A 16,845-nucleotide genomic window follows, 5' to 3' on the forward strand; every position below is an offset into this window, starting at 1 on the left:
TGGGCGGACCGGTTAGCGAGCCGGAAGCGCGTTGTATTCCTGGATCTTCATCTTGCCGAGCTGGGACATGTGGACTTCATCCGGGCCATCCGCGATGCGCAGGAAGCGGTTGAGGGTGAAGAAGTCTGCCACCGGCGTGTCGCCGCTGACGCCCATGCCGCCATGGGCCTGGATGGCGCGGTCGCACACGGTTTGCGCCATCTGGGGCGCGATGACCTTGATGGCGGCGATGAGATCCTTGGCGACCTTATTGCCATACCGGTCCATCGCGTCAGCCGCTTTCAGCGTGAGCAGGCGGGCCATTTCGATCTCGCAGAAGCTTTTGGCGACATCCTGGCGGATGGAGGACTGGTCGGCGAGCTTGCGGCCGAAGGCGACGCGGTTTTCCACGCGGCGGGACATGATTTCAAGCGCACGCTGGGCCTGGCCGATGGAGCGCATGCAGTGGTGAATGCGGCCCGGTCCAAGGCGGCCTTGCGCAATCTCGAAGCCGCGGCCTTCGCCGAGGATGAGGTTTTCCTTGGGAACGCGGACATTTTCAAAGCGCAGCTCGCTTTCGCCGCCGGGAGAGTTCTTCGAGCCGAAGACGGTCTGCTGGCGGACGATGGTGATACCCGGCGTGGTGGGCTCCACGAGGATCTGCGAGTGTTGCTGGTGGCGCGGATTGTCGAGCAGGGTCTTGCCCATGACGATCCAGATCTTGCAGTTCGGGTTCATCGCGCCGGAGATCCACCATTTGCGGCCATTGAGCACGTAGTGATCGCCATCGGGCATGATGGCGAGCTCAAGATTGGTGGCGTCGGAGGAGGCGACCTGCGGCTCTGTCATCACATAAGCCGAGCGGATGGTGCCTTCGAGCAGCGGCTTCAGCCAGCGTTCCTGCTGGGCGGGGGTGCCGAACTTGGCGAGGACTTCCATATTGCCGGTGTCGGGCGCCGAGCAGTTGAAGTATTCGGAGGAATGGGGCACGCGGCCCATGATCTCCGCCAGCGGCGCATATTCGAGGTTGGTGAGGCCGGGGCTGAACTCGCCATATTCATGCGGCAGGAACAGGTTCCACAGGCCCTCGCCGCGCGCGATGTCTTTCAGCTTGTCGATGCCCGGCCAGCGCTTCCAGAGGTTTGCCGGATCGTCGTTCCAGTCCACATGCTCCTGCTCTGTGGGGTAAACGTGCTTGTCGAAGAAGGCTTCGAGGCGGTTGATGAGGTCTTGCGTCTTGGCGCTGTGTTCGAACTGCATGGGGTTTCCTGTTTCTTCTCGTCTGTTCTTGTTTTTGCGGGCGTAGTCCGGGGTCAGCTGATCCAGCGCAGGGCGCGTTCGAGCAGCCAGATGGTGCGGCGGTGGAGGTCGTCGCCGGTTTCCTTTGGCGCCTTGCCGGCGCAGGCGCGCGCATAGGTGCCCTCGAGGATGATGCCGAGCTTGTAGCAGGCGAGGACGCCGTACCAGTGGATGCCGGAAAGGTCGCGCGTGGTTTGCCGGGCGTAATGGGCGACGAGTTCGTCCGCCGTCGGAAATCCTTCCCAGGGCTGGACGGCGACTGTGCCGGCGCTGGAGCGGTCGGCATCATCCGGCCAGGTGGCCAGCAGCCAGCCGAGATCGAGCAGCGGATCGCCGATGGTTGTCAGTTCCCAGTCGACAATGGCGGCAAGGCGCGGGGCATCGAAGCGGAACATGACATTGGCGAGGTGGTAATCGCCATGGATGATGCCGGGCTGGAAGTTTTGCGGGCGGTGGGCGTCGAGCCAGTCGCCGACGCGGTTGATGCCGGGGATATCCTTGCGGCCATCCCATTCGGGGATCTCGGCATAGCTTTCCAGTTGGGCCTTCCAGCGGCTGACCTGACGCTCCAGGTAATTGTCCGGCTTGCCAAGGCCGGTGAGGCCGAGGGCGACATAATCCTGCGCGCCGAGGGCGGCGATGCCATCGACGAGAGAGAGGCCCATCTTGTGGCGGAGATCCGGCGAGCTGGCGAAGGGTTCGGGCAGGCCGGAGGTGGCATTGTAGCCGTCAACCGGTTCCATGAGATAGAAGGCGGCGCCGAGCACGGTCTCGTCCGGGCAGGCGGCGATGAGGCCGGGATGGGGCACATTGGTGCCCTTGAGGGCGGCCAGCATCCGCGCCTCGCGGCGCATTGTCTCGTTCGAGTTCGCACGCAGGACAGGCGGCGGGCGGCGCATTACATAGGTGCGGTCGGACCGGGTGAATTTGAGGAGGATATTCTGAGTGCCGCCAGCAAGCCGGACAGCGTTCTCGATTGGCCCGTTTCCGAGGCCTTCGCTGTCCATCCAGGCGGCCAATACGGCAAGATCTACCGGATCGCTCACGCTCCCTCCCTTTAGTCTTTTAAATCATTTGGATAATACGGTTGACCTAGGTTGACCCAGATTGCAAGTATTGACGCATGGTACGCCTCCACGAAAAATCTGAGAGTGAAGCCGCCGACGCGCTGAAACGCGCGGCGCTGAAGCTGTTTGCCGAGCGCGGCGTGGACGGGGTGACCGTGCGCGAGATTGCCGCCGCCGCCGGGCAGCGCAACCATGGCGCGGTGGGCTATCATTTCGGCTCGAAGGCCGAAATGATCCGCACGCTGGTGGTGGACGGAGCGCAGCTGATCAATGAGCGGCGCATCACGATGCTCAACGAGATGGAGGCCTCCGGGAGGGCGATCAGCCTTGAGGATGTGCTGGGCGTGATGGTGTATCCCTCAATCGATGTCGCGCCGCAGTATGAAGAGGAATGTTTCAACCGCTTCATCGTGCTGTTCTCGATGACGCACAGGGCGCTGTTCCTGGAGATCCTTGGCGGACGCTGGAATTCGGGCTTTCAGCGCTGCCTGGAATATCTGCGCGGCTTCATGGGACATCTGCCGAAAGCGACGCAGACAGAGCGGATCATCTTCATCGAGTCCTATCTCGGTTCGGTTCTGGCGGCACGCGAGGCGCGGCTGGCCGATACGAGCCGCGTGCAGCGGACATGGGCCCGCCCGGCAACGCTGGACCATCTTGTGGCGACCATGGCGGCGATAGTGCGGGCGCCCTAACCGACGGCTTTGCGGGCCTGCGCAAAGACGGCTTCAAACATCTCTGCCGTAAGCCGGCCTGTGTTCGTGTTGTAGCGGGAGCAATGATAGGAGGAGAGCAGGGTGACCGGCTTTCCATTCGCCTCGACATTGTAAATCGTTCCGTGGCCGAACGGATGTTGCGCGACCTTCAGGCCGAGCGCGCGCAGGGTGGAATCATGGCTGATCTTGCCGAGGCAGAGAATGGCCCTGAGCTTTGGCAGGGCCGCAATGCGCGCCTGCAGAAAGGGGCGGCACTGGTTGATTTCGGCGCCTACGGGCTTGTTCTCCGGCGGCACGCAGCGCACGGCGTTGGTGATCATCGCGCCGGTGAGCACGAGGCCGTCATTCGGATCGGCGGCGAACTTGCCCTTGGAAAAGCCGAACTTGTGGAGCGTGGCGTAGAGCAGGTCTCCGGCCCAATCGCCCGTGAACGGACGGCCTGTGCGGTTTGCCCCGGTGACGCCCGGCGCAAGGCCGACGATTAGCAGCTTGGCGTCGTCATTGCCGAAGCTCGGAACCGCGCCGTTGAACCAGGTGGGCTCTTTCGCCTGCACGGCTTCGCGATAGGCCACGAGGCGCGGGCAGAGGGGGCAGTCGCGGGGGGCTTCGGGGGCGGGAAGAGTGGCTGTCTTTTTCATCGCGGCTGTCTTAGCCCCTTCTCCCTCGGGGGAGAAGGGGTTGGGGATGAGGGGGGAGGCGAAAGATGGAGCCGAGAGGTTGCGCACCCTCACCCCCACCCCCCTCTCCCTGGGAGGGAGAGGGGGCTTGAAGCGTACGCGCCTCTAATACCCGTCCGCGTTGCCGTCCTTGCGCATTTCGGTGGCGGCGATCCAGGCGCCGCTGTTGAAGTCGCGCATGATGGCCTGGTAGCCGCCATAATTGGCTTCGCAGCAGGCGACTTCATAGCCGCGGGCGCGGAGGTCTTCGGCGGCGCCGGCGAGGCCGCGTTCCAGCATCACCTTGCCGGCGCCGACATTGCAGCCATCGGAAAGATTGTTGGTCGGCTCGCAGCCGCCATCATGTTCCCAGCGGGCCGCGTCGCCCGCTTCCTGAAGGCCCATGCCGAAATCGACAAGGTTGGTGATGATCTGCACATGGCCCTGGGGCTGCATGGCGCCGCCCATCAGGCCGAAGCTGAGCCAGGGCTCGTAGGGGCAGGCAAGCTCGGGCGCCGTGGCGCGGACCTGACAGCCGGGCATATCTTTCCTGAAGGCAAAGGCCGGGATGATCGTGTGGAAGGGGCGCTTGCCGGGGGCGAAGACGTTGGGGTGGTTGGGATCGAGGCTGAAGAGTTCGCCGCGGTCCTGGAACATGAAGCCCATGCCATCGGCCACGAGGCCTGAACCCATGCCGCGATAGTTTGACTGGATGAGGGAGACCATCATGCCGTTCTTGTCGGCAACTGTGAGATAGGTGGTGTCACCCTCCCGCAGGGCTGCGTCAGTGATCTCCGTGCCCGGAGCGACTTCCGGCATGGCTTTCGAGACATCGATGGCCTGCGCACGTTTGGCATTGTAGCCGGGCGCGATGAAGACATTGGGATCGATGCCGGAGAATTCCGGATCGGAATAGCCGAGCGCGCGATCAGCAAAGGCGAGGCGTTTGGCTTCGAGCATCGCGGTGAGCGTGTCGGGCGAGCCGAAGCCCATTTCCTTCAGGTCGAACCGTTCCAGCATTTCCAGCATCTGGAGGGCGGCGACGCCTTGCGTGTTCGGCCCGAGTTCGCAGACTTTCACTTGGCCGCGATATTCCACGCAGAGCGGCTCGGTCCATTCGCCGGTGTGGGCGGCAAAGTCGTCATAGTCGAGAAAGCCGCCGATGCGCGAAAAATAGGCGGCCATGTCCTTGGCCATGATGCCTTTGTAGAACCCATTGCGGCCTTTGCGGCCGATGGTTTCCAGCGTTTTGGCAAGGTCGGGATTGCGGAACAGCGTGCCGGCCACAGGCGGCGGGCTGAAATAGGTTTTCTTTGCGTTGGCGTATTCTTCCAGCTCGCCGCGCTCATAAGCCGGGCCGAAGCGGCCTTCGCCGCGTGACCAGTACCAGGCGATCATTTCCGGGATCGGGGCGCCGTTGCGGGCGTAATCCACGGTGGGGGCGAGAATGTCCGACATCGGAAGTTTGCCGAACTTGCCGTGGAGCGCGAACCAGCCATCGACGGCGCCGGGAACGGTGACGCTGATCGCGCCATAGGAGGGCAGCGACTTGCCATCGCGGAATTCGTCCGCCTTGGCCTGCGCATCGGCAAGGGTGGCGTCCATCGCGGACCGGCCCGAGCCGTTATAGCCGTAGAGCTTCTGCGTTTTGGGGTCCCAGACGATGGCGAAGAGGTCTCCGCCGATGCCGTTGCCGGTCGGCTCGACCAGGCCGAGCATGGCATTGGCGGCGATGGCGGCGTCAACGGCTGTGCCGCCTTTCTTGAGGACATCGAGCGCGGTTTGCGTGGCCAGCGGATGGGCCGTTGCGGCGGCGCCATTGGGCGCGACGACCGGGGAGCGCGTGGCGATGGGGTGGCCGCTTTCGGGGCGCTGGCCGGTCATGGGCCAGGCAACCTGAACCGGCGCGGGGCCAGCATCCGGCTGGGGCGCAACAGACGGCAGCGCGGCGGCACGCTCCGGCGCAGTTTGGGGGGCTGGTGCGGGTGTCTGGGCGCAGGCAGAGAGAATGAGGGCCAGGGCGCAGCTTGCCCCCAGCCGGCGCGTCATGGGTTTCATTCGAATCGTCCTCCGCTGCGGCGTTCATTCTTCGGGAAGTAATGGGTGGCGAGCCGGCCGGCGATTTCCTCACCGCGGCGCGCAAAACGGGATTCGGCCTCCACCGCGCGGCCATCGCAGACACGGAACTCGCGGCTGACCTCTGTGTAGCCGTCATTGAAGGCCGACACGAGCGAGGAGCGGAGATTGCCGGGCTCGGGCGCCTCATACTTCAGGAGGTCTGCCATATAGCGGCGCCAGTATTGGTCCTCATTGCCGTTGCAGAGGACGCGGACGGCATGGGCCCCGCCAAGCAGGGCGGCGAGATCGGCGGCATCCCGGAAATAATCTGGCCCGCGCACGGGCAGGTTTCCCTGCGGCAGGGCGGGCAGGGCGCTTGTGCCAGCCGCAAGGGCCAAGCTAAGCAGGAGGGCATGAAAACGCTTCTTCTTCATGCGCGGACATTCGCGCGCATCGCGCCCCGGCTCAAGGGGCTGAACGCCGCTCTGAATATCGTGACTGTGGACGATGCCAGCAGTTTCCATGATGCCTGGACATCGGAGAAACTGGCCGAAGCGCCGCCGGTTCAGCTGGCTTTTGGCAATATCGATGCCTTTTATTCCCCGTCTGTGCGCGAGTTCATGACAGCGATCCTGAAAAGCCCGAACTTTGACTGGTTCCAGTCGGCTGCGGCGGGGATCGAAAATCCGGCGCTGGTGGCCATCGGGCAGAAATCGCAGCGCTACACCACCAACCACACGCAGGCCGAGGCGATGGCCGAATGGGCCGTGTGGCAGGCGATGGATTTCCTGCGGGCCGGGCCAGCCCACCGGGCGAACCAGGCGGCAGGCAAATGGGAACGTATTCGCGTGCGGGAGATGTTCGGATCGCGCTGGCTGATCGTGGGCTATGGCTCGATCGGCCAGGCCATCGGGCGCCGGGTGACCGCGCTGGGCGGCGTGGTGACGGGCATGCGCCGGTCGCCGGGGCCTGCCGAGGGCGCTGCGCGCATCGTGCCGCCGGACGCGCTGATGGCGGAGTTGCCGGAGGCAGACATCGTGCTGCTCTGCCCGCCGCATACGCCGGAGACTGAGGGCATGGCGAATGCTGCTTTCTTCGAGGCGATGAACAAGGACGCGCTGTTCATGAACCTCGGTCGCGGGGCGCTGGTGGATGAGCCGGCGCTGATGGCGGCGCTGGACGCCGGGCGGCTGGCTTTTGCCGTGCTGGACGTGACGCGGATTGAGCCGCTGCCGGCGGAAGATCCGCTGTGGCGCCATCACAAGGTCGTGATCACGCCGCATGACAGCTCTGATACGCCGGGAACCATTGCGCGGGGCGATGAGACTTTCCTTGCCAATCTGGACGCCTACCTCAACAATAAGCCGCTGAGGCATCTGGTCGACCGGTCTGCTTTCCCGGCCAGTTAATCCGGATACAGAGGAGTATCGACATGCGAGAACTTAAAGCCGTATCCGCCGCAGCCTTGCTGGCGACGGGCATCGCACTGGCCGCCTGTGCCACGCCTGCCAGCGCAGAAGGCGCCCCGAAAGGCAGCTTTAATGTGACCGGATCAGACGGTGTGACACTGGTCGCCACGCCGCTGGAAACATTCAATTCGCCCTGGGCGATGGCGCTCCTGCCGGATGGCCGCGCCGTGGTGACGGAAAAAGGCGGTACGATCTGGCTGCTGAAGGCCGATGGCACCAAGGCCGGCAAGATTACCGGCGGGCCGAAGGTCCAATCGCGCGGCCAGGGCGGGCTGGGTGACTTCATCCTGCATCCCGACTTTGCCGAAACCGGCGAGGTTTATATTTCCTATGTTGAGCGCGACGCTTCCAATGATGCGCTTTCAGGCGCAGCTGTCGAGATCGCGAAGCTGACACTTAGAGAGGCGGGCGGCGCGCTATCTGAACGCCGCGTGATCTGGCGGCAGTTTCCGAAGGTGGAGGGCAACGGGCATTACGGGCACCGGATGGTGGTCTCGCCCGACGGGCACCTGTTCATTACCTCTGGTGAGCGTCAGAAGTTCACGCCAGCGCAGGACATGGGCGGCAATCTTGGCAAGATTGTTCGCCTGAACCTTGATGGCAGCGTGCCGGAGGACAATCCGTTTGCGGCCGATGGCGGGGTGGCTGCAGAAGTCTGGACGCTGGGGCATCGCAACCCGCTGGGCATCGCCTTCGACAATATGGGCCGCCTCTGGGAACAGGAGATGGGGCCGCGTCATGGCGACGAACTGAACCTCATCATCCGTGGGCAGAATTATGGATATCCGGTTGTCTCGAACGGCAAGCATTATGATGGCACGCCAATCCCCGATCACGACACCCGCCCGGAATTCGCGGCCCCTTCGGCCTATTGGGTGCCCGCGATCAGCCCCGGCGGGCTTGAAATCTATTATGGCGGAATGTTCCCTGATTGGGCGGGCAATGCGTTCATCGGCGGGCTTTCCTCGCAGGCGCTGATCCGTGTGGAGCTGGATGAAGAAGGCGCGGGCGCTGCTGAAGGCGGGCGCTATAGCTGGGGCAAGCGTATCCGCGAGGTTGAAGAAGGGCCGGACGGCGCGATCTATGTGCTGGAAGACCGCGAGGGCGGGCGGTTGGTCCGGCTGACACCGACGGCGGACTGACCGGGCGGTTGCCATCGGCAGCGACTTTCAGCAGACAGGGGCGGTGACAGCATTGAGGCGCCGCCCATGATCCGCACATTCTCCAACCGGGACAACCGCTTCGTTCAGACCGGCGAGAGCCTGGAATATCTCGATAGCGCGGTGTGGGTGGATATCCTGCGCCCGACCAAGGACGAGGAGACTGCGGTTGAGCGCGCACTCGGCATCGACGTGCCGACCATCGAGGAAATGAGCGAGATTGAAGTTTCCAGCCGTCTCTACGCGGAGGACGGGGCGAGCTTCATGACCTCCATGATGCTCTCCCATACGGATGGGGATAATGTGATGCTCTCGCCCATCACCTTCATCCTGAAGGGGGAGCAGCTGATCACCGTGCGCTATGCCGAGCCGCGATCCATCGACAGCTTTATCGCCCGCTGCCAGAAGACGGCGACCTATTCGGCGGACGCCGTGGTGACCGGTCTTCTCGAAGGGCTGATCGAGCGGATCGGCGACGTGCTGGAACGGACGGGGCATGAGCTGGACGATCTCTCCGACACGATCTTTGTGCTGAACACGCCCAAGCTGGTTGCCACGGCAAAGGCACCGAAGCCGAAGCCGCGCAATTTCCAGTCTGTTCTGGAGCAGATTGGCCGGAAGGGCGATTTGCTGTCGAAGGTGCGCGAGAGCCTTGTTTCATTCCAGAGGCTGCTGGCATTCGGGGCGGAGATCGCGGCGAGCAGAAAGCCCGGCAAGGAGTATGAGGGGCGCATCCGGACGCTCTCGCGGGATGTGCAGTCGCTGAGCGATCACTCGACTTTCCTGACACAGAAGATCAACTTCCTGCTCGATGCGACGCTCGGCATGATCAATATCGAGCAGACGGGCATCATCAAGATTTTCTCGGTGGCGGCGGTCGTGTTTCTGCCGCCGACGCTGATCGCCTCGATCTATGGCATGAACTTCAAGCATATTCCCGAGCTGGCATGGCCGCTGGGCTATCCGATGGCGATCGGGCTGATGATCCTCTCGGCGATCGTGCCTTACCAGTTTTTCAAATGGCGCGGCTGGCTCTAGGCTGGCGGTTCCCAAAGCTCGATAGGGTTACCTTCGGGATCATGAATGCGGGCAAAGCGGCCGGTTTCGGGGGTATCCCATTCCGCGCGCGTTTCTACGTCAATGCCGGACGCCGTCAGTGAGCTGATAAGCGCGGAAAGATTGCTGACACGCAGGTTCAACATGAAGCTTTTTCCGGCGGGCCAATAGTCGGTTTGTTGTTTGAACGGCGCGAAGACAACCGGGCCGGCGCTGGTTTGCCATTCCCAGCTGGCTTCGTTTTTGGTGCCAGTGCCGTCATGGCCTGGGCCAATGGCCAGGTGGCGACCATACCAGGCTGTCAGAGCTTCCGGATCTTCCGCGCGGAAGAACAGGCCACCAATTCCGAGAACGGGCATTTCTTTCGCCTCCCGGCGTTTCTGTCCGGGCAGCGTGCGCCTTTGCTTGGCGCGTTGTCAATGAAGGGAGGGGCAGCTGGGCGCAGGCAGCGGGGCCGCCTGCGCCGCAGGGCAGAAGGATCAGGCGGTCGTCTTCACGCGCAGGGCGCTCATCCGGTCAATGGCGGCTTCAGCGTCGCGCATGATGTCGGCCACGATTTCGGCCACTGGTTTGACTTCCTTCACGCCGCCGGCCGACTGGCCCATGGCGAAGCAGGACTTGTCCATCGACAGTTTCGCTTCGTCAGTGATGCCGCCGATCCCGCCGATGACGCCGGTCTTGGTCGAATGCACCGCCTGGAAGGGGAAGGGCTGGATGTCTTGCGGGCGGCTTTCCCAATCGTTGATGTAGTCGTTGGTGCGGCAGCGCATGGGTTTGCCGGAGTAGCAGCGCGTGCGGGTGGTGTCGGTGTCGTCAGCGCCGACGACGGCTTGTTTGTACATGTTGGCGGCGTGGGCTTCGGCGGAGGCGATGAAGCGCGTTCCCATCCACACGCCTTGCGCGCCAAGGGCGAGCGATGCGGCGAGACCGCGGCCATCATAGATGCCGCCCGCCGCGATGACCGGGATTTTGACTGCTTCAACGGCCTGGGCAACGAGCGGTAGCGTGCCGACGAGGCCAGTGTGGCCACCGCCTTCGCCGCCCTGAAGGATAACTGCGTCGCAGCCGGCTTGCTCGGCCTTGATGGCGTGTTTCACTGCGCCGCCGACGACCATGACTTTCAGGCCCGCTTTCTTCAGCCGGTCCATGATCGGCATCGGCACGCCAAGGCCGGCGATGAAGCTGTCGGCGCCGCCATTGATGATGACATCCACAGATTCTTCGAGGCTCTCGGGGCTGGCGGCCAGCAGGTCCACGCCGAAGGGGCGGTCGGTCAGTTCGCGCACGCGCTTCATCTGGCCGGCAATGAAGCTGGGCGAGGTGCCCGCCATGCCGAGGACGCCATAGCCGCCGGCATTGCACATTGCCGCGCAGACTTCCGCGTAGGAAACGCCGCCCATCCCGGCGAGCATGATCGGGTGCTGAGTACCCAGCAGTTCAGTGAGGCGGGTTTTGATGGCCATGATCGAGTTCCCTCTGTTTATGTCTGCAGCGAACGCTAGCCCGCCGCCGCAGCGTCAACGCAAGGGGAAGCGAACTGTGGCAAAATTGACATTTTTGCCGCCAGTTTGCCGCAATCTGGCCGCGATCCCTCGCCACTCTTTCCGCCGTCAACCGGAAGACCGGTAGACGGGTGTCATCCCAGATATAAACGTTAAGAGGGGAAGCTCTTATGAGGAAACTTTTTGCAGGTGCTGCCGCTGCAGCTCTTCTGGCAGGTGCTGCTTACGCGGCTGAACCGCCGGCCGCCGAATCGGCTGAAGTGGCTGCTGAAGCTGCCGAATCTGCTGAAGTGACGGAAGAGGCTGCTGAGGAAGCTGCGGACGTGGCAGAGGAAGCCGCTGATGTTGCCGAGGAAGCCGCGGACGTTGCTGAAGAGGCTGCTGCCGAAGACGAAGCCGAGGCAGCTGAAGAAGAAGCAGCCGACGAGACTGCTGAATAATCAAGCACAATCTGGCCAAACCGCCCCTTCCCAATGCGGGAGGGGGTTTTCTTCAACCAGCCTTGCGAAACGATGTTCTACACTCTGAAGAATGATCTTTCAGTAATGAGACATTGGTGCTAAAGCACCGGCCGTTCGCAAGAACACAACAGGGGTACTACCAACATGAAACAACTTTTCCTGATCGGCGCTGCTGCGCTCGTTCTGGCCGCTTGCGGCGCCGCTGAAGAGACGGCTCCGGCAGCTGAGCCGACCACCGTTGAAGAAATCGTGGAAGAAGCTCCGGCTGCTACTGAAGAAGCAGTTGAAGCCGTCGAAGAAACCGCTGCTGAAGGCGTGGACGCTGTTGAAGCGGCTGCTGCTGAAGGCGTGGAAGCAGTTGAAGAAGCTGCCGACGAAGCCCAAGCCGAAGTTGCTCCGGAATAATTTCCGGCCAGCATAATGGCTAAAGATTAGGCCGCTTCCTTCGGGAAGCGGCCTTTTTCTTTGTCCCTATACGGAGACCGGAAACGGCGCGCCGGAGTGGAAATCCGTTCGCGCCGCCGGTTGAGAATCAGAATTTGGCGTAGCCGCCATCCACGACCAGCGTGTCGCCGGAATGATATTTCGACGCATCCGAAGCCAGATAGACAGCGATGCCGCCGAAGTCTTCCGGTTCGCCCCAGCGACGGGCAGGAACGCGTGAAATGACTTTTGTCTGGAACACGTCATTGCCCTGAGCGCCCTCAGTCATATCGGTGGCGATCCAGCCGGGGAGGATGGAGTTGGCGCGAATGCCGTAGCGGCCATATTCGGATGAGATGGCGTTCATCATGGCGATGAGGCCGCCTTTGGTGTGGGCGTAGGACTGGTTGCGGCCAGCGCCTTCGATGCCGGCGAGGGAGGCGGTGCCAACGAGGCTGCCGCCCGGATCGCCTGCCTTGGCGCGGGCGACCATGGACTTGGCAGCTTCGCGCAGGGTGAAGAAGGCGCCTTCGGAATTGATCTTCTGGTTATAACGCCAGGTGTCGAGGGTCATCTGTTCGAAAGCGGCGGCGCCGCGGCCTACGCCGGCATTGGCGAAGGTGGCGTCGATACGGCCAAATTCTTCCTCAACCTCTTTCATCGCCTTGATAACCTGGTCTTCTTCGCCGACATCGACGGCCCAGGACTTCACGGTGCCGGTGCCAAGGGCTTCGGCTTTCTTCGTGGCGGCATCGTTGTCAGCCGTCTTGCGGCCCCAGATGGCGACGGTGGCATTCGAGGCGGCGAGCGCTTCGACCATGCCGAGGCCGATGCCCTTGTTGCCGCCGGTAACGACGACAACCTTGCCGCTCAGATCAAACGGTTTGTAGACCATGGTGACGGATTCCTCCCTAAAATCTCTGACGTAACCGGATCGTCTAGACAGACCTGACGCAAGGGCGGGTCAAGGGAAATCCGTGTTGGATAAGGGGGCAAAAAAACTCCAACGGTTCCTCCAACGGCGGGGGCAAAAACTCCAACCGCACTCCAAAACCCGCGCTAGCTTTCTGCCTTTTCGACCATCTTGCGGGCCGCTTCGATGATCCGGCGCGTCTCTTCCCAGAGGGGAATTGTGGCGAGCCGCTCCGGCGAGATCCATTCTGCATGGTCTGCATCATCCCCGGCGACGGGCTTCCCGGAGAGCCAGACGGCGGCGTAATCGAACAGGAGGTAATGGCGCGTGACCTGGCCCGAGGCGCGGGAGGTGAAGATCGCATCGACCACATCGACCAGGCCCGTGAGGCGGGCGGTGACGCCGGTTTCTTCTTTCAGCTCGCGCAGGGCAGCTTCGCCCGCGCGCTCGCCAAACTCGATCCGCCCGCCGGGGATCGACCAGTCGCCCGCGAGCGGCTTGGTGCCCCGCCGGATGAGCAGCACGTCGGCGCCCCGGAAACAGACCGTGCCGACGGCAGGCTGGGGGCGGCCGGGCGCGGGGGCGTCGCCGCTCATGCCTTCACCAGCAGGGCGACAGCCTCGACATGGGCCGACCAGAGGAACTGGTCGATCGGGTGAACCCGCTGCACGGTGTAGCCGCCATCGACCAGCGTGCGCAGGTCGCGCGCGAGCGTTGCCGGATCGCAGGAGACATAGGCGACGCGGGGTACGGAGGATTTTGCGATTTCGGCGGCCTGCGCGGCGGCGCCCGCGCGGGGCGGATCGAGCACGAGGCCATCGAAGCGGGTAAGCTCCGGCGCGCTGACGGGGTTGCGGAAAAGATCGCGCACCTCTGCCGTCACCGGACGCAGGGCGGGCGCAGCGCGGGCAGCGCTGCGCAGTGCGTCTATGGCCGCCTTGCCGCTCTCGGCGGCATAAACAGGGAAGTGCTGCGCCATGCGCAGGGAAAATGTTCCGCAGCCGGAGAAAAGGTCCACGCCATGTTCTGTGCCTTCAAGATGCGCGAGCACGAGGCGGGCCATTTCGGCCTCTGCTTCGGCGCTGGCCTGAAGGAAGCTGCCGGGCGGGGGCAGGAGGCTGGCGGCGCCAGCGGGGATGGCGGGGGTACGTTCCGTCAGCACGTCCACCCCTTCAAGCGAGACGCGGGCAAAGCTGGCGCGCAGGGCGGCGCCGGTGACTTCGGCGCGCGCCAGCGGGGCGACTGAGCGGGCAATGCCGGTGACGTGGAGGTCAAGCCCCGTGGCTGTTTCGGTGACGAGGGCGGCGATGGCGTCCTTGCCGGTGAGGAGGGGTTCCAGAATGGTTTTGAGTTTTGGCAGGGCCGTGACGATGGCCGGATGCAGGACGGGGCATTCTTCCAGCGCAATGAGATCATGGCTCTTGCGGCCATGAAAGCCGAGAGTGATTGCCTTGCCGGATTTCTTCGCGGCGAAGGTCGCGCGGCGGCGGGAGGCGGGCGGCGTGATCCAGGCGGAGGTGACTTCCGTTTCGATGCCGCGCGCCTTCAGGGGGCGGAGGATCATCTCGCGTTTGAAATTTGCGTAGGCGCCCGCGCCCATATGTTGCAGCGTGCAGCCCCCGCAGCGACCGAAATGACGGCAGGCGGGCACGGCCCGGTCTGGTGAGGGGGATACGACGCGCTCCAGCGCCAGCCGGTCGCCCGTGCCAGAAACTTCGACCACCTCGCCTGCCAGCGTGAAGGGCACCGAGACCCACCGGTCCTGCTCGCGGGCGCGGCCATCGCCCTGCGCGCCGACATGATCGATGGTTAAGCTGCGCGAAGATGCGGCAGGGGGCGTGGTGGGGGGCGGCATCCGGTCTCTTGTGCAGGCTTTGGGGTGGCAGGTGTCACCTTCCTCCGTTAGCAGGGAGTTGGGGCAGCCGGAAGGAGCCAGACATGGCGGAAACGAGCGGGGCCAATGCCAATGGAAAGCCGAATGGGCGGACGAATGGCAAGTCCACTGGCAAATCCAATGGCAAAAAGCGGTCGATCAGCCTGGCGCTGCAGGGTGGGGGCGCCCATGGCGCCTACACCTGGGGCGTTCTGGACCGGCTGAGCCGGGACGAGACGCTGGCCATCGAGGCGATTTCGGCGACTTCCGCCGGGGCGATGAATGCGGTGGCCTATGCGGCGGGCCTTGCCAAGGACGGGCCGGCGGGCGCGCGAGCAGCGCTGGAAGAGATGTGGCGCGGGGTGGCCGATGCCGGGGCGGGCATGGGCGTGTTCGGCGCGGCGGGATTCCAGATCGCCTCGGCGCTGCAGACCTTCGCGAGCCCCTATGACCTTAATCCGTTCAACTACAATCCGCTGCGCCGCATTGTGGAACGGCAGGTGGATTTTGACGCCGTGCACGCCTCGGGCTTGAAACTGTTCCTGTCGGCCACGAATGTGGAGACGGGCAAGGTGAAGGTGTTTTCGCGGGACGAGATTACGGCAGATGCCGTGCTCGCTTCGGCCTGCCTGCCGCAGACATTCCAGGCGGTGGAGATTGCCGGGCAGCCGTTCTGGGATGGCGGATATATGGGCAATCCCAGCCTGTTTCCGCTGATCTATTCCGGCGCGCCGCAGGACGTGTTGCTGGTGCTGCTGAATCCGCTGGAGCGGCCCGGCGTGCCCAAACGCGCGGCGGAGATTCAGGAGCGGGTCAATGAGATCAGCTTCAATGCTTCCCTCATTGGGGAGCTGCGCGCGATTGCGTTCGTGCAGCGCCTGATCGATGACGGGATGTTGAAAGAGCCGCTGCTGAAGAAATACCGCAGGCTGAACATTCACGCCATCCGGGGCGGGCTGGACCTCATCAATTACGGGCTGGCGACGAAATATGACACGCGCTGGCGGTTCCTGACCGAACTGCGCGCGAAGGGCTATGCGGCGGCGGAGACCTGGCTGGCAGACTGCGCAGGCGATGTGGGCACGAAGACATCCAGCTTCGACATCCGCAAGGAATTCCTGGAGAGCTAAGCGCGTGCTTCCCGGCGCGGGCCAATCAGGCTAGCCTTGCGGCAACAGCCGGGGAGGCACCGCCATGACTTATCTGATCCTGGGACTCATCATCTTTTTCGGAGCGCACCTTTATACGGCGTTCCGGCCACGCACGCCGGAAAAAGACCTGAAGGTGAAGCTCGGCTATGGCGCGTTCATGGGGCTTTACAGCCTCGTCTCGCTGGTTGGCCTCGTGCTGATCGTGTGGGGATTTGGCGCCGCGCGCCCGGCGCCCATCCTCTACCAGCCGCCGGTGTGGATGATGCACATCAACCTGCTGCTGATGCTGCCGGCGATGATCCTGCTGGTTTCGGCCTATCTGCCGGCGGGGATGATCCGCAAGGCGGCGAAGCATCCGATGCTGGTGGCCATCAAGATCTGGGCGTTCGGGCACCTGCTGGCGAATGGGGAGCTGAACTCCGTGCTGCTGTTCGGCAGCTTCCTCGCCTTTGCCGTGATTGACCGGATCGCGCTGAAGAAACGGGGCGACAATGGCCTGCCTGCGGACGCGAAGGTTTCGGCGGTGGGCGACCTTGCCGCGATCGTGGTCGGCGGCGTGGTGTATGGGGCGATCCTCGTCTGGCTGCACCCGGTCCTGTTCGGCGTGCGCGTGCTGCCGGGCTAAGGCAGGCGGCGCCCGAGCAGGGGCGCCAGGGCCATCACCGCGAGGCCAAAGGGAAAGAGCGCCCCGCGCAGGACATTGTATTGCGCGGCATAGGCCTCGATGGGCTGGCGCAGGACGATCACCGCCAGAAAGCTCTCGGCCAGCAGCAGAACGGCGACGCCCAGCAGGCCGATGGCGAGGGCGGGCGGCGCCGCGCGCCGGCCGATCCAGATGCCGAGCGCGGCGATGGAGAGCGTGACCAGCGGAAACTCCGCCCAGCGCCCGCCGGTGAGCCCGAGCTGCGGGATCAGCACCAGTTCCCGCAGCGCGCCGAAGAGGAAGCCGAGCGCGAAGCCGCCAAGGCCATAGGCGAGGGACCAGCGGAGCAGGGAGAGGTATCGCGGGGGCATCGGGGTTAACCCTGTTGTTTCCTTGCCCGGACGCCAGGGACCGGCTAA

General features: G+C 63.8%; 19 protein-coding genes. 8 read left to right on the top strand and 11 right to left on the bottom strand.

Features of this window, described 5'->3' with window-relative positions:
* Window positions 1–12: 12 nt before the first annotated feature.
* Both K1X12_RS07645 and K1X12_RS07650 read right to left on the bottom strand, forming a co-directional pair.
* Window positions 13–1,239: an acyl-CoA dehydrogenase family protein gene (locus K1X12_RS07645; RefSeq protein ID WP_220987017.1), complete on the bottom strand. Its 1,227-nt coding sequence runs from the start codon at window positions 1,237–1,239 to the stop codon at window positions 13–15.
* 53 nt (window positions 1,240–1,292) lie between these two features.
* Entirely contained in the window at window positions 1,293–2,285 is a 993-nt protein-coding gene (locus K1X12_RS07650) for a phosphotransferase family protein (RefSeq protein WP_225908078.1), read from the bottom strand.
* Window positions 2,286–2,401: 116 nt separating this feature from the next.
* On the opposite strand from K1X12_RS07650, the gene K1X12_RS07655 reads away from it, so the two are divergent.
* Window positions 2,402–3,040 carry a helix-turn-helix domain-containing protein gene (locus tag K1X12_RS07655; protein WP_220987019.1) on the top strand — a complete coding sequence of 213 codons (639 nt, stop codon included), beginning with the start codon at window positions 2,402–2,404 and terminating at the stop codon, window positions 3,038–3,040.
* Here the strand turns inward: K1X12_RS07655 and K1X12_RS07660 are convergent.
* The 3 genes from K1X12_RS07660 to K1X12_RS07670 form a co-directional block, all read right to left on the bottom strand.
* Window positions 3,037–3,699, bottom strand: coding sequence for a uracil-DNA glycosylase (locus K1X12_RS07660; protein ID WP_220987020.1), 663 nt, complete (start codon window positions 3,697–3,699; stop codon window positions 3,037–3,039). The genes K1X12_RS07655 and K1X12_RS07660 overlap by 4 nt on opposite strands.
* Window positions 3,700–3,843: 144 nt before the next feature.
* Window positions 3,844–5,775: a gamma-glutamyltransferase family protein gene (locus K1X12_RS07665; protein WP_225907913.1), complete on the bottom strand. Its 1,932-nt coding sequence runs from the start codon at window positions 5,773–5,775 to the stop codon at window positions 3,844–3,846.
* Complete coding sequence (locus K1X12_RS07670; RefSeq protein WP_220987021.1) at window positions 5,772–6,209, bottom strand: TIGR02301 family protein; 438 nt, start codon at window positions 6,207–6,209, stop codon at window positions 5,772–5,774. Before K1X12_RS07670 ends, K1X12_RS07665 begins: the two co-directional genes overlap by 4 nt.
* Between K1X12_RS07670 and K1X12_RS07675 the strand changes: the two genes are divergently transcribed.
* The 3 genes from K1X12_RS07675 to K1X12_RS07685 all read left to right on the top strand — a co-directional run bounded on the left by K1X12_RS07675 (window position 6,189) and on the right by K1X12_RS07685 (window position 9,442).
* A complete protein-coding gene (locus tag K1X12_RS07675) occupies window positions 6,189–7,184 on the top strand; it encodes a D-2-hydroxyacid dehydrogenase (RefSeq protein WP_220987022.1) in 996 nt (331 codons plus the stop codon). The two genes, K1X12_RS07670 and K1X12_RS07675, sit on opposite strands and share 21 nt — an antisense overlap.
* 23 nt (window positions 7,185–7,207) lie before the next feature.
* Window positions 7,208–8,386 carry a PQQ-dependent sugar dehydrogenase gene (locus tag K1X12_RS07680; protein WP_220987023.1) on the top strand — a complete coding sequence of 393 codons (1,179 nt, stop codon included), beginning with the start codon at window positions 7,208–7,210 and terminating at the stop codon, window positions 8,384–8,386.
* A gap of 66 nt (window positions 8,387–8,452) precedes the next feature.
* On the top strand, window positions 8,453–9,442 hold the full coding sequence (locus tag K1X12_RS07685) for a magnesium transporter CorA family protein (RefSeq protein ID WP_220987024.1): 990 nt from the start codon (window positions 8,453–8,455) through the stop codon (window positions 9,440–9,442).
* On the opposite strand, the gene K1X12_RS07690 is transcribed toward K1X12_RS07685, so the two are convergent.
* Together K1X12_RS07690 and K1X12_RS07695 are read right to left on the bottom strand one after the other, a co-directional pair.
* On the bottom strand, window positions 9,439–9,819 hold the full coding sequence (locus K1X12_RS07690) for a VOC family protein (RefSeq protein WP_220987025.1): 381 nt from the start codon (window positions 9,817–9,819) through the stop codon (window positions 9,439–9,441). The two genes, K1X12_RS07685 and K1X12_RS07690, sit on opposite strands and share 4 nt — an antisense overlap.
* Window positions 9,820–9,939: 120 nt before the next feature.
* Window positions 9,940–10,923 carry an NAD(P)H-dependent flavin oxidoreductase gene (locus tag K1X12_RS07695; protein WP_220987026.1) on the bottom strand — a complete coding sequence of 328 codons (984 nt, stop codon included), beginning with the start codon at window positions 10,921–10,923 and terminating at the stop codon, window positions 9,940–9,942.
* A 209-nt stretch (window positions 10,924–11,132) separates the two neighbouring features.
* Between K1X12_RS07695 and K1X12_RS07700 the strand changes: the two genes are divergently transcribed.
* Together K1X12_RS07700 and K1X12_RS07705 are read left to right on the top strand one after the other, a co-directional pair.
* Window positions 11,133–11,402, top strand: a complete 270-nt coding sequence (locus K1X12_RS07700; protein ID WP_220987027.1) for a hypothetical protein — start codon at window positions 11,133–11,135, stop codon at window positions 11,400–11,402.
* A gap of 165 nt (window positions 11,403–11,567) precedes the next feature.
* Window positions 11,568–11,828: a hypothetical protein gene (locus tag K1X12_RS07705; RefSeq protein WP_220987028.1), complete on the top strand. Its 261-nt coding sequence runs from the start codon at window positions 11,568–11,570 to the stop codon at window positions 11,826–11,828.
* A gap of 127 nt (window positions 11,829–11,955) precedes the next feature.
* Here the strand turns inward: K1X12_RS07705 and K1X12_RS07710 are convergent, their stop codons facing one another.
* The 3 genes from K1X12_RS07710 to K1X12_RS07720 all read right to left on the bottom strand — a co-directional run bounded on the left by K1X12_RS07710 (window position 11,956) and on the right by K1X12_RS07720 (window position 14,614).
* Entirely contained in the window at window positions 11,956–12,741 is a 786-nt protein-coding gene (locus tag K1X12_RS07710) for an SDR family NAD(P)-dependent oxidoreductase (RefSeq protein ID WP_220987029.1), read from the bottom strand.
* 164 nt (window positions 12,742–12,905) lie between these two features.
* On the bottom strand, window positions 12,906–13,355 hold the full coding sequence (locus K1X12_RS07715) for an NUDIX hydrolase (protein ID WP_220987030.1): 450 nt from the start codon (window positions 13,353–13,355) through the stop codon (window positions 12,906–12,908).
* Window positions 13,352–14,614 carry a class I SAM-dependent RNA methyltransferase gene (locus K1X12_RS07720; RefSeq protein WP_220987031.1) on the bottom strand — a complete coding sequence of 421 codons (1,263 nt, stop codon included), beginning with the start codon at window positions 14,612–14,614 and terminating at the stop codon, window positions 13,352–13,354. The genes K1X12_RS07715 and K1X12_RS07720 overlap by 4 nt, the downstream gene beginning before the upstream one ends.
* 83 nt (window positions 14,615–14,697) lie before the next feature.
* On the opposite strand from K1X12_RS07720, the gene K1X12_RS07725 reads away from it, so the two are divergent.
* Together K1X12_RS07725 and K1X12_RS07730 are read left to right on the top strand one after the other, a co-directional pair.
* A complete protein-coding gene (locus K1X12_RS07725) occupies window positions 14,698–15,762 on the top strand; it encodes a patatin-like phospholipase family protein (protein ID WP_220987032.1) in 1,065 nt (354 codons plus the stop codon).
* A 64-nt stretch (window positions 15,763–15,826) separates the two neighbouring features.
* The gene (locus K1X12_RS07730; protein ID WP_220987033.1) at window positions 15,827–16,408 is read left to right on the top strand and encodes an NnrU family protein; all 582 of its coding nucleotides are present in this window, start codon (window positions 15,827–15,829) and stop codon (window positions 16,406–16,408) included.
* Here the strand turns inward: K1X12_RS07730 and K1X12_RS07735 are convergent.
* Window positions 16,405–16,797, bottom strand: coding sequence for a hypothetical protein (locus tag K1X12_RS07735; RefSeq protein WP_220987034.1), 393 nt, complete (start codon window positions 16,795–16,797; stop codon window positions 16,405–16,407). The genes K1X12_RS07730 and K1X12_RS07735 overlap by 4 nt on opposite strands.
* Window positions 16,798–16,845: the final 48 nt, after the last annotated feature.

The sequence above is a fragment of the Hyphomonas sediminis genome, from assembly GCF_019679475.1.
In the GTDB taxonomy this organism is placed as follows: domain Bacteria; phylum Pseudomonadota; class Alphaproteobacteria; order Caulobacterales; family Hyphomonadaceae; genus Hyphomonas; species Hyphomonas sediminis.

What these genes read in the sequence shown, in the direction of transcription:
- K1X12_RS07655 (WP_220987019.1), top strand. Translation starts at nt 2,402, where the DNA reads ATGGTACGCCTCCACGAAAAATCTGAGAGTGAAGCCGCCGACGCGCTG.
- K1X12_RS07690 (WP_220987025.1), bottom strand. Translation starts at nt 9,819, where the DNA reads ATGCCCGTTCTCGGAATTGGTGGCCTGTTCTTCCGCGCGGAAGATCCG.
- K1X12_RS07695 (WP_220987026.1), bottom strand. Translation starts at nt 10,923, where the DNA reads ATGGCCATCAAAACCCGCCTCACTGAACTGCTGGGTACTCAGCACCCG.
- K1X12_RS07715 (WP_220987030.1), bottom strand. Translation starts at nt 13,355, where the DNA reads ATGAGCGGCGACGCCCCCGCGCCCGGCCGCCCCCAGCCTGCCGTCGGC.
- K1X12_RS07685 (WP_220987024.1), top strand. Translation starts at nt 8,453, where the DNA reads ATGATCCGCACATTCTCCAACCGGGACAACCGCTTCGTTCAGACCGGC.
- K1X12_RS07720 (WP_220987031.1), bottom strand. Translation starts at nt 14,614, where the DNA reads ATGCCGCCCCCCACCACGCCCCCTGCCGCATCTTCGCGCAGCTTAACC.
- K1X12_RS07645 (WP_220987017.1), bottom strand. Translation starts at nt 1,239, where the DNA reads ATGCAGTTCGAACACAGCGCCAAGACGCAAGACCTCATCAACCGCCTC.
- K1X12_RS07735 (WP_220987034.1), bottom strand. Translation starts at nt 16,797, where the DNA reads ATGCCCCCGCGATACCTCTCCCTGCTCCGCTGGTCCCTCGCCTATGGC.
- K1X12_RS07730 (WP_220987033.1), top strand. Translation starts at nt 15,827, where the DNA reads ATGACTTATCTGATCCTGGGACTCATCATCTTTTTCGGAGCGCACCTT.
- K1X12_RS07675 (WP_220987022.1), top strand. Translation starts at nt 6,189, where the DNA reads ATGAAAACGCTTCTTCTTCATGCGCGGACATTCGCGCGCATCGCGCCC.
- K1X12_RS07650 (WP_225908078.1), bottom strand. Translation starts at nt 2,285, where the DNA reads ATGGACAGCGAAGGCCTCGGAAACGGGCCAATCGAGAACGCTGTCCGG.
- K1X12_RS07665 (WP_225907913.1), bottom strand. Translation starts at nt 5,775, where the DNA reads ATGAAACCCATGACGCGCCGGCTGGGGGCAAGCTGCGCCCTGGCCCTC.
- K1X12_RS07725 (WP_220987032.1), top strand. Translation starts at nt 14,698, where the DNA reads ATGGCGGAAACGAGCGGGGCCAATGCCAATGGAAAGCCGAATGGGCGG.
- K1X12_RS07670 (WP_220987021.1), bottom strand. Translation starts at nt 6,209, where the DNA reads ATGAAGAAGAAGCGTTTTCATGCCCTCCTGCTTAGCTTGGCCCTTGCG.
- K1X12_RS07680 (WP_220987023.1), top strand. Translation starts at nt 7,208, where the DNA reads ATGCGAGAACTTAAAGCCGTATCCGCCGCAGCCTTGCTGGCGACGGGC.
- K1X12_RS07705 (WP_220987028.1), top strand. Translation starts at nt 11,568, where the DNA reads ATGAAACAACTTTTCCTGATCGGCGCTGCTGCGCTCGTTCTGGCCGCT.
- K1X12_RS07700 (WP_220987027.1), top strand. Translation starts at nt 11,133, where the DNA reads ATGAGGAAACTTTTTGCAGGTGCTGCCGCTGCAGCTCTTCTGGCAGGT.
- K1X12_RS07710 (WP_220987029.1), bottom strand. Translation starts at nt 12,741, where the DNA reads ATGGTCTACAAACCGTTTGATCTGAGCGGCAAGGTTGTCGTCGTTACC.
- K1X12_RS07660 (WP_220987020.1), bottom strand. Translation starts at nt 3,699, where the DNA reads ATGAAAAAGACAGCCACTCTTCCCGCCCCCGAAGCCCCCCGCGACTGC.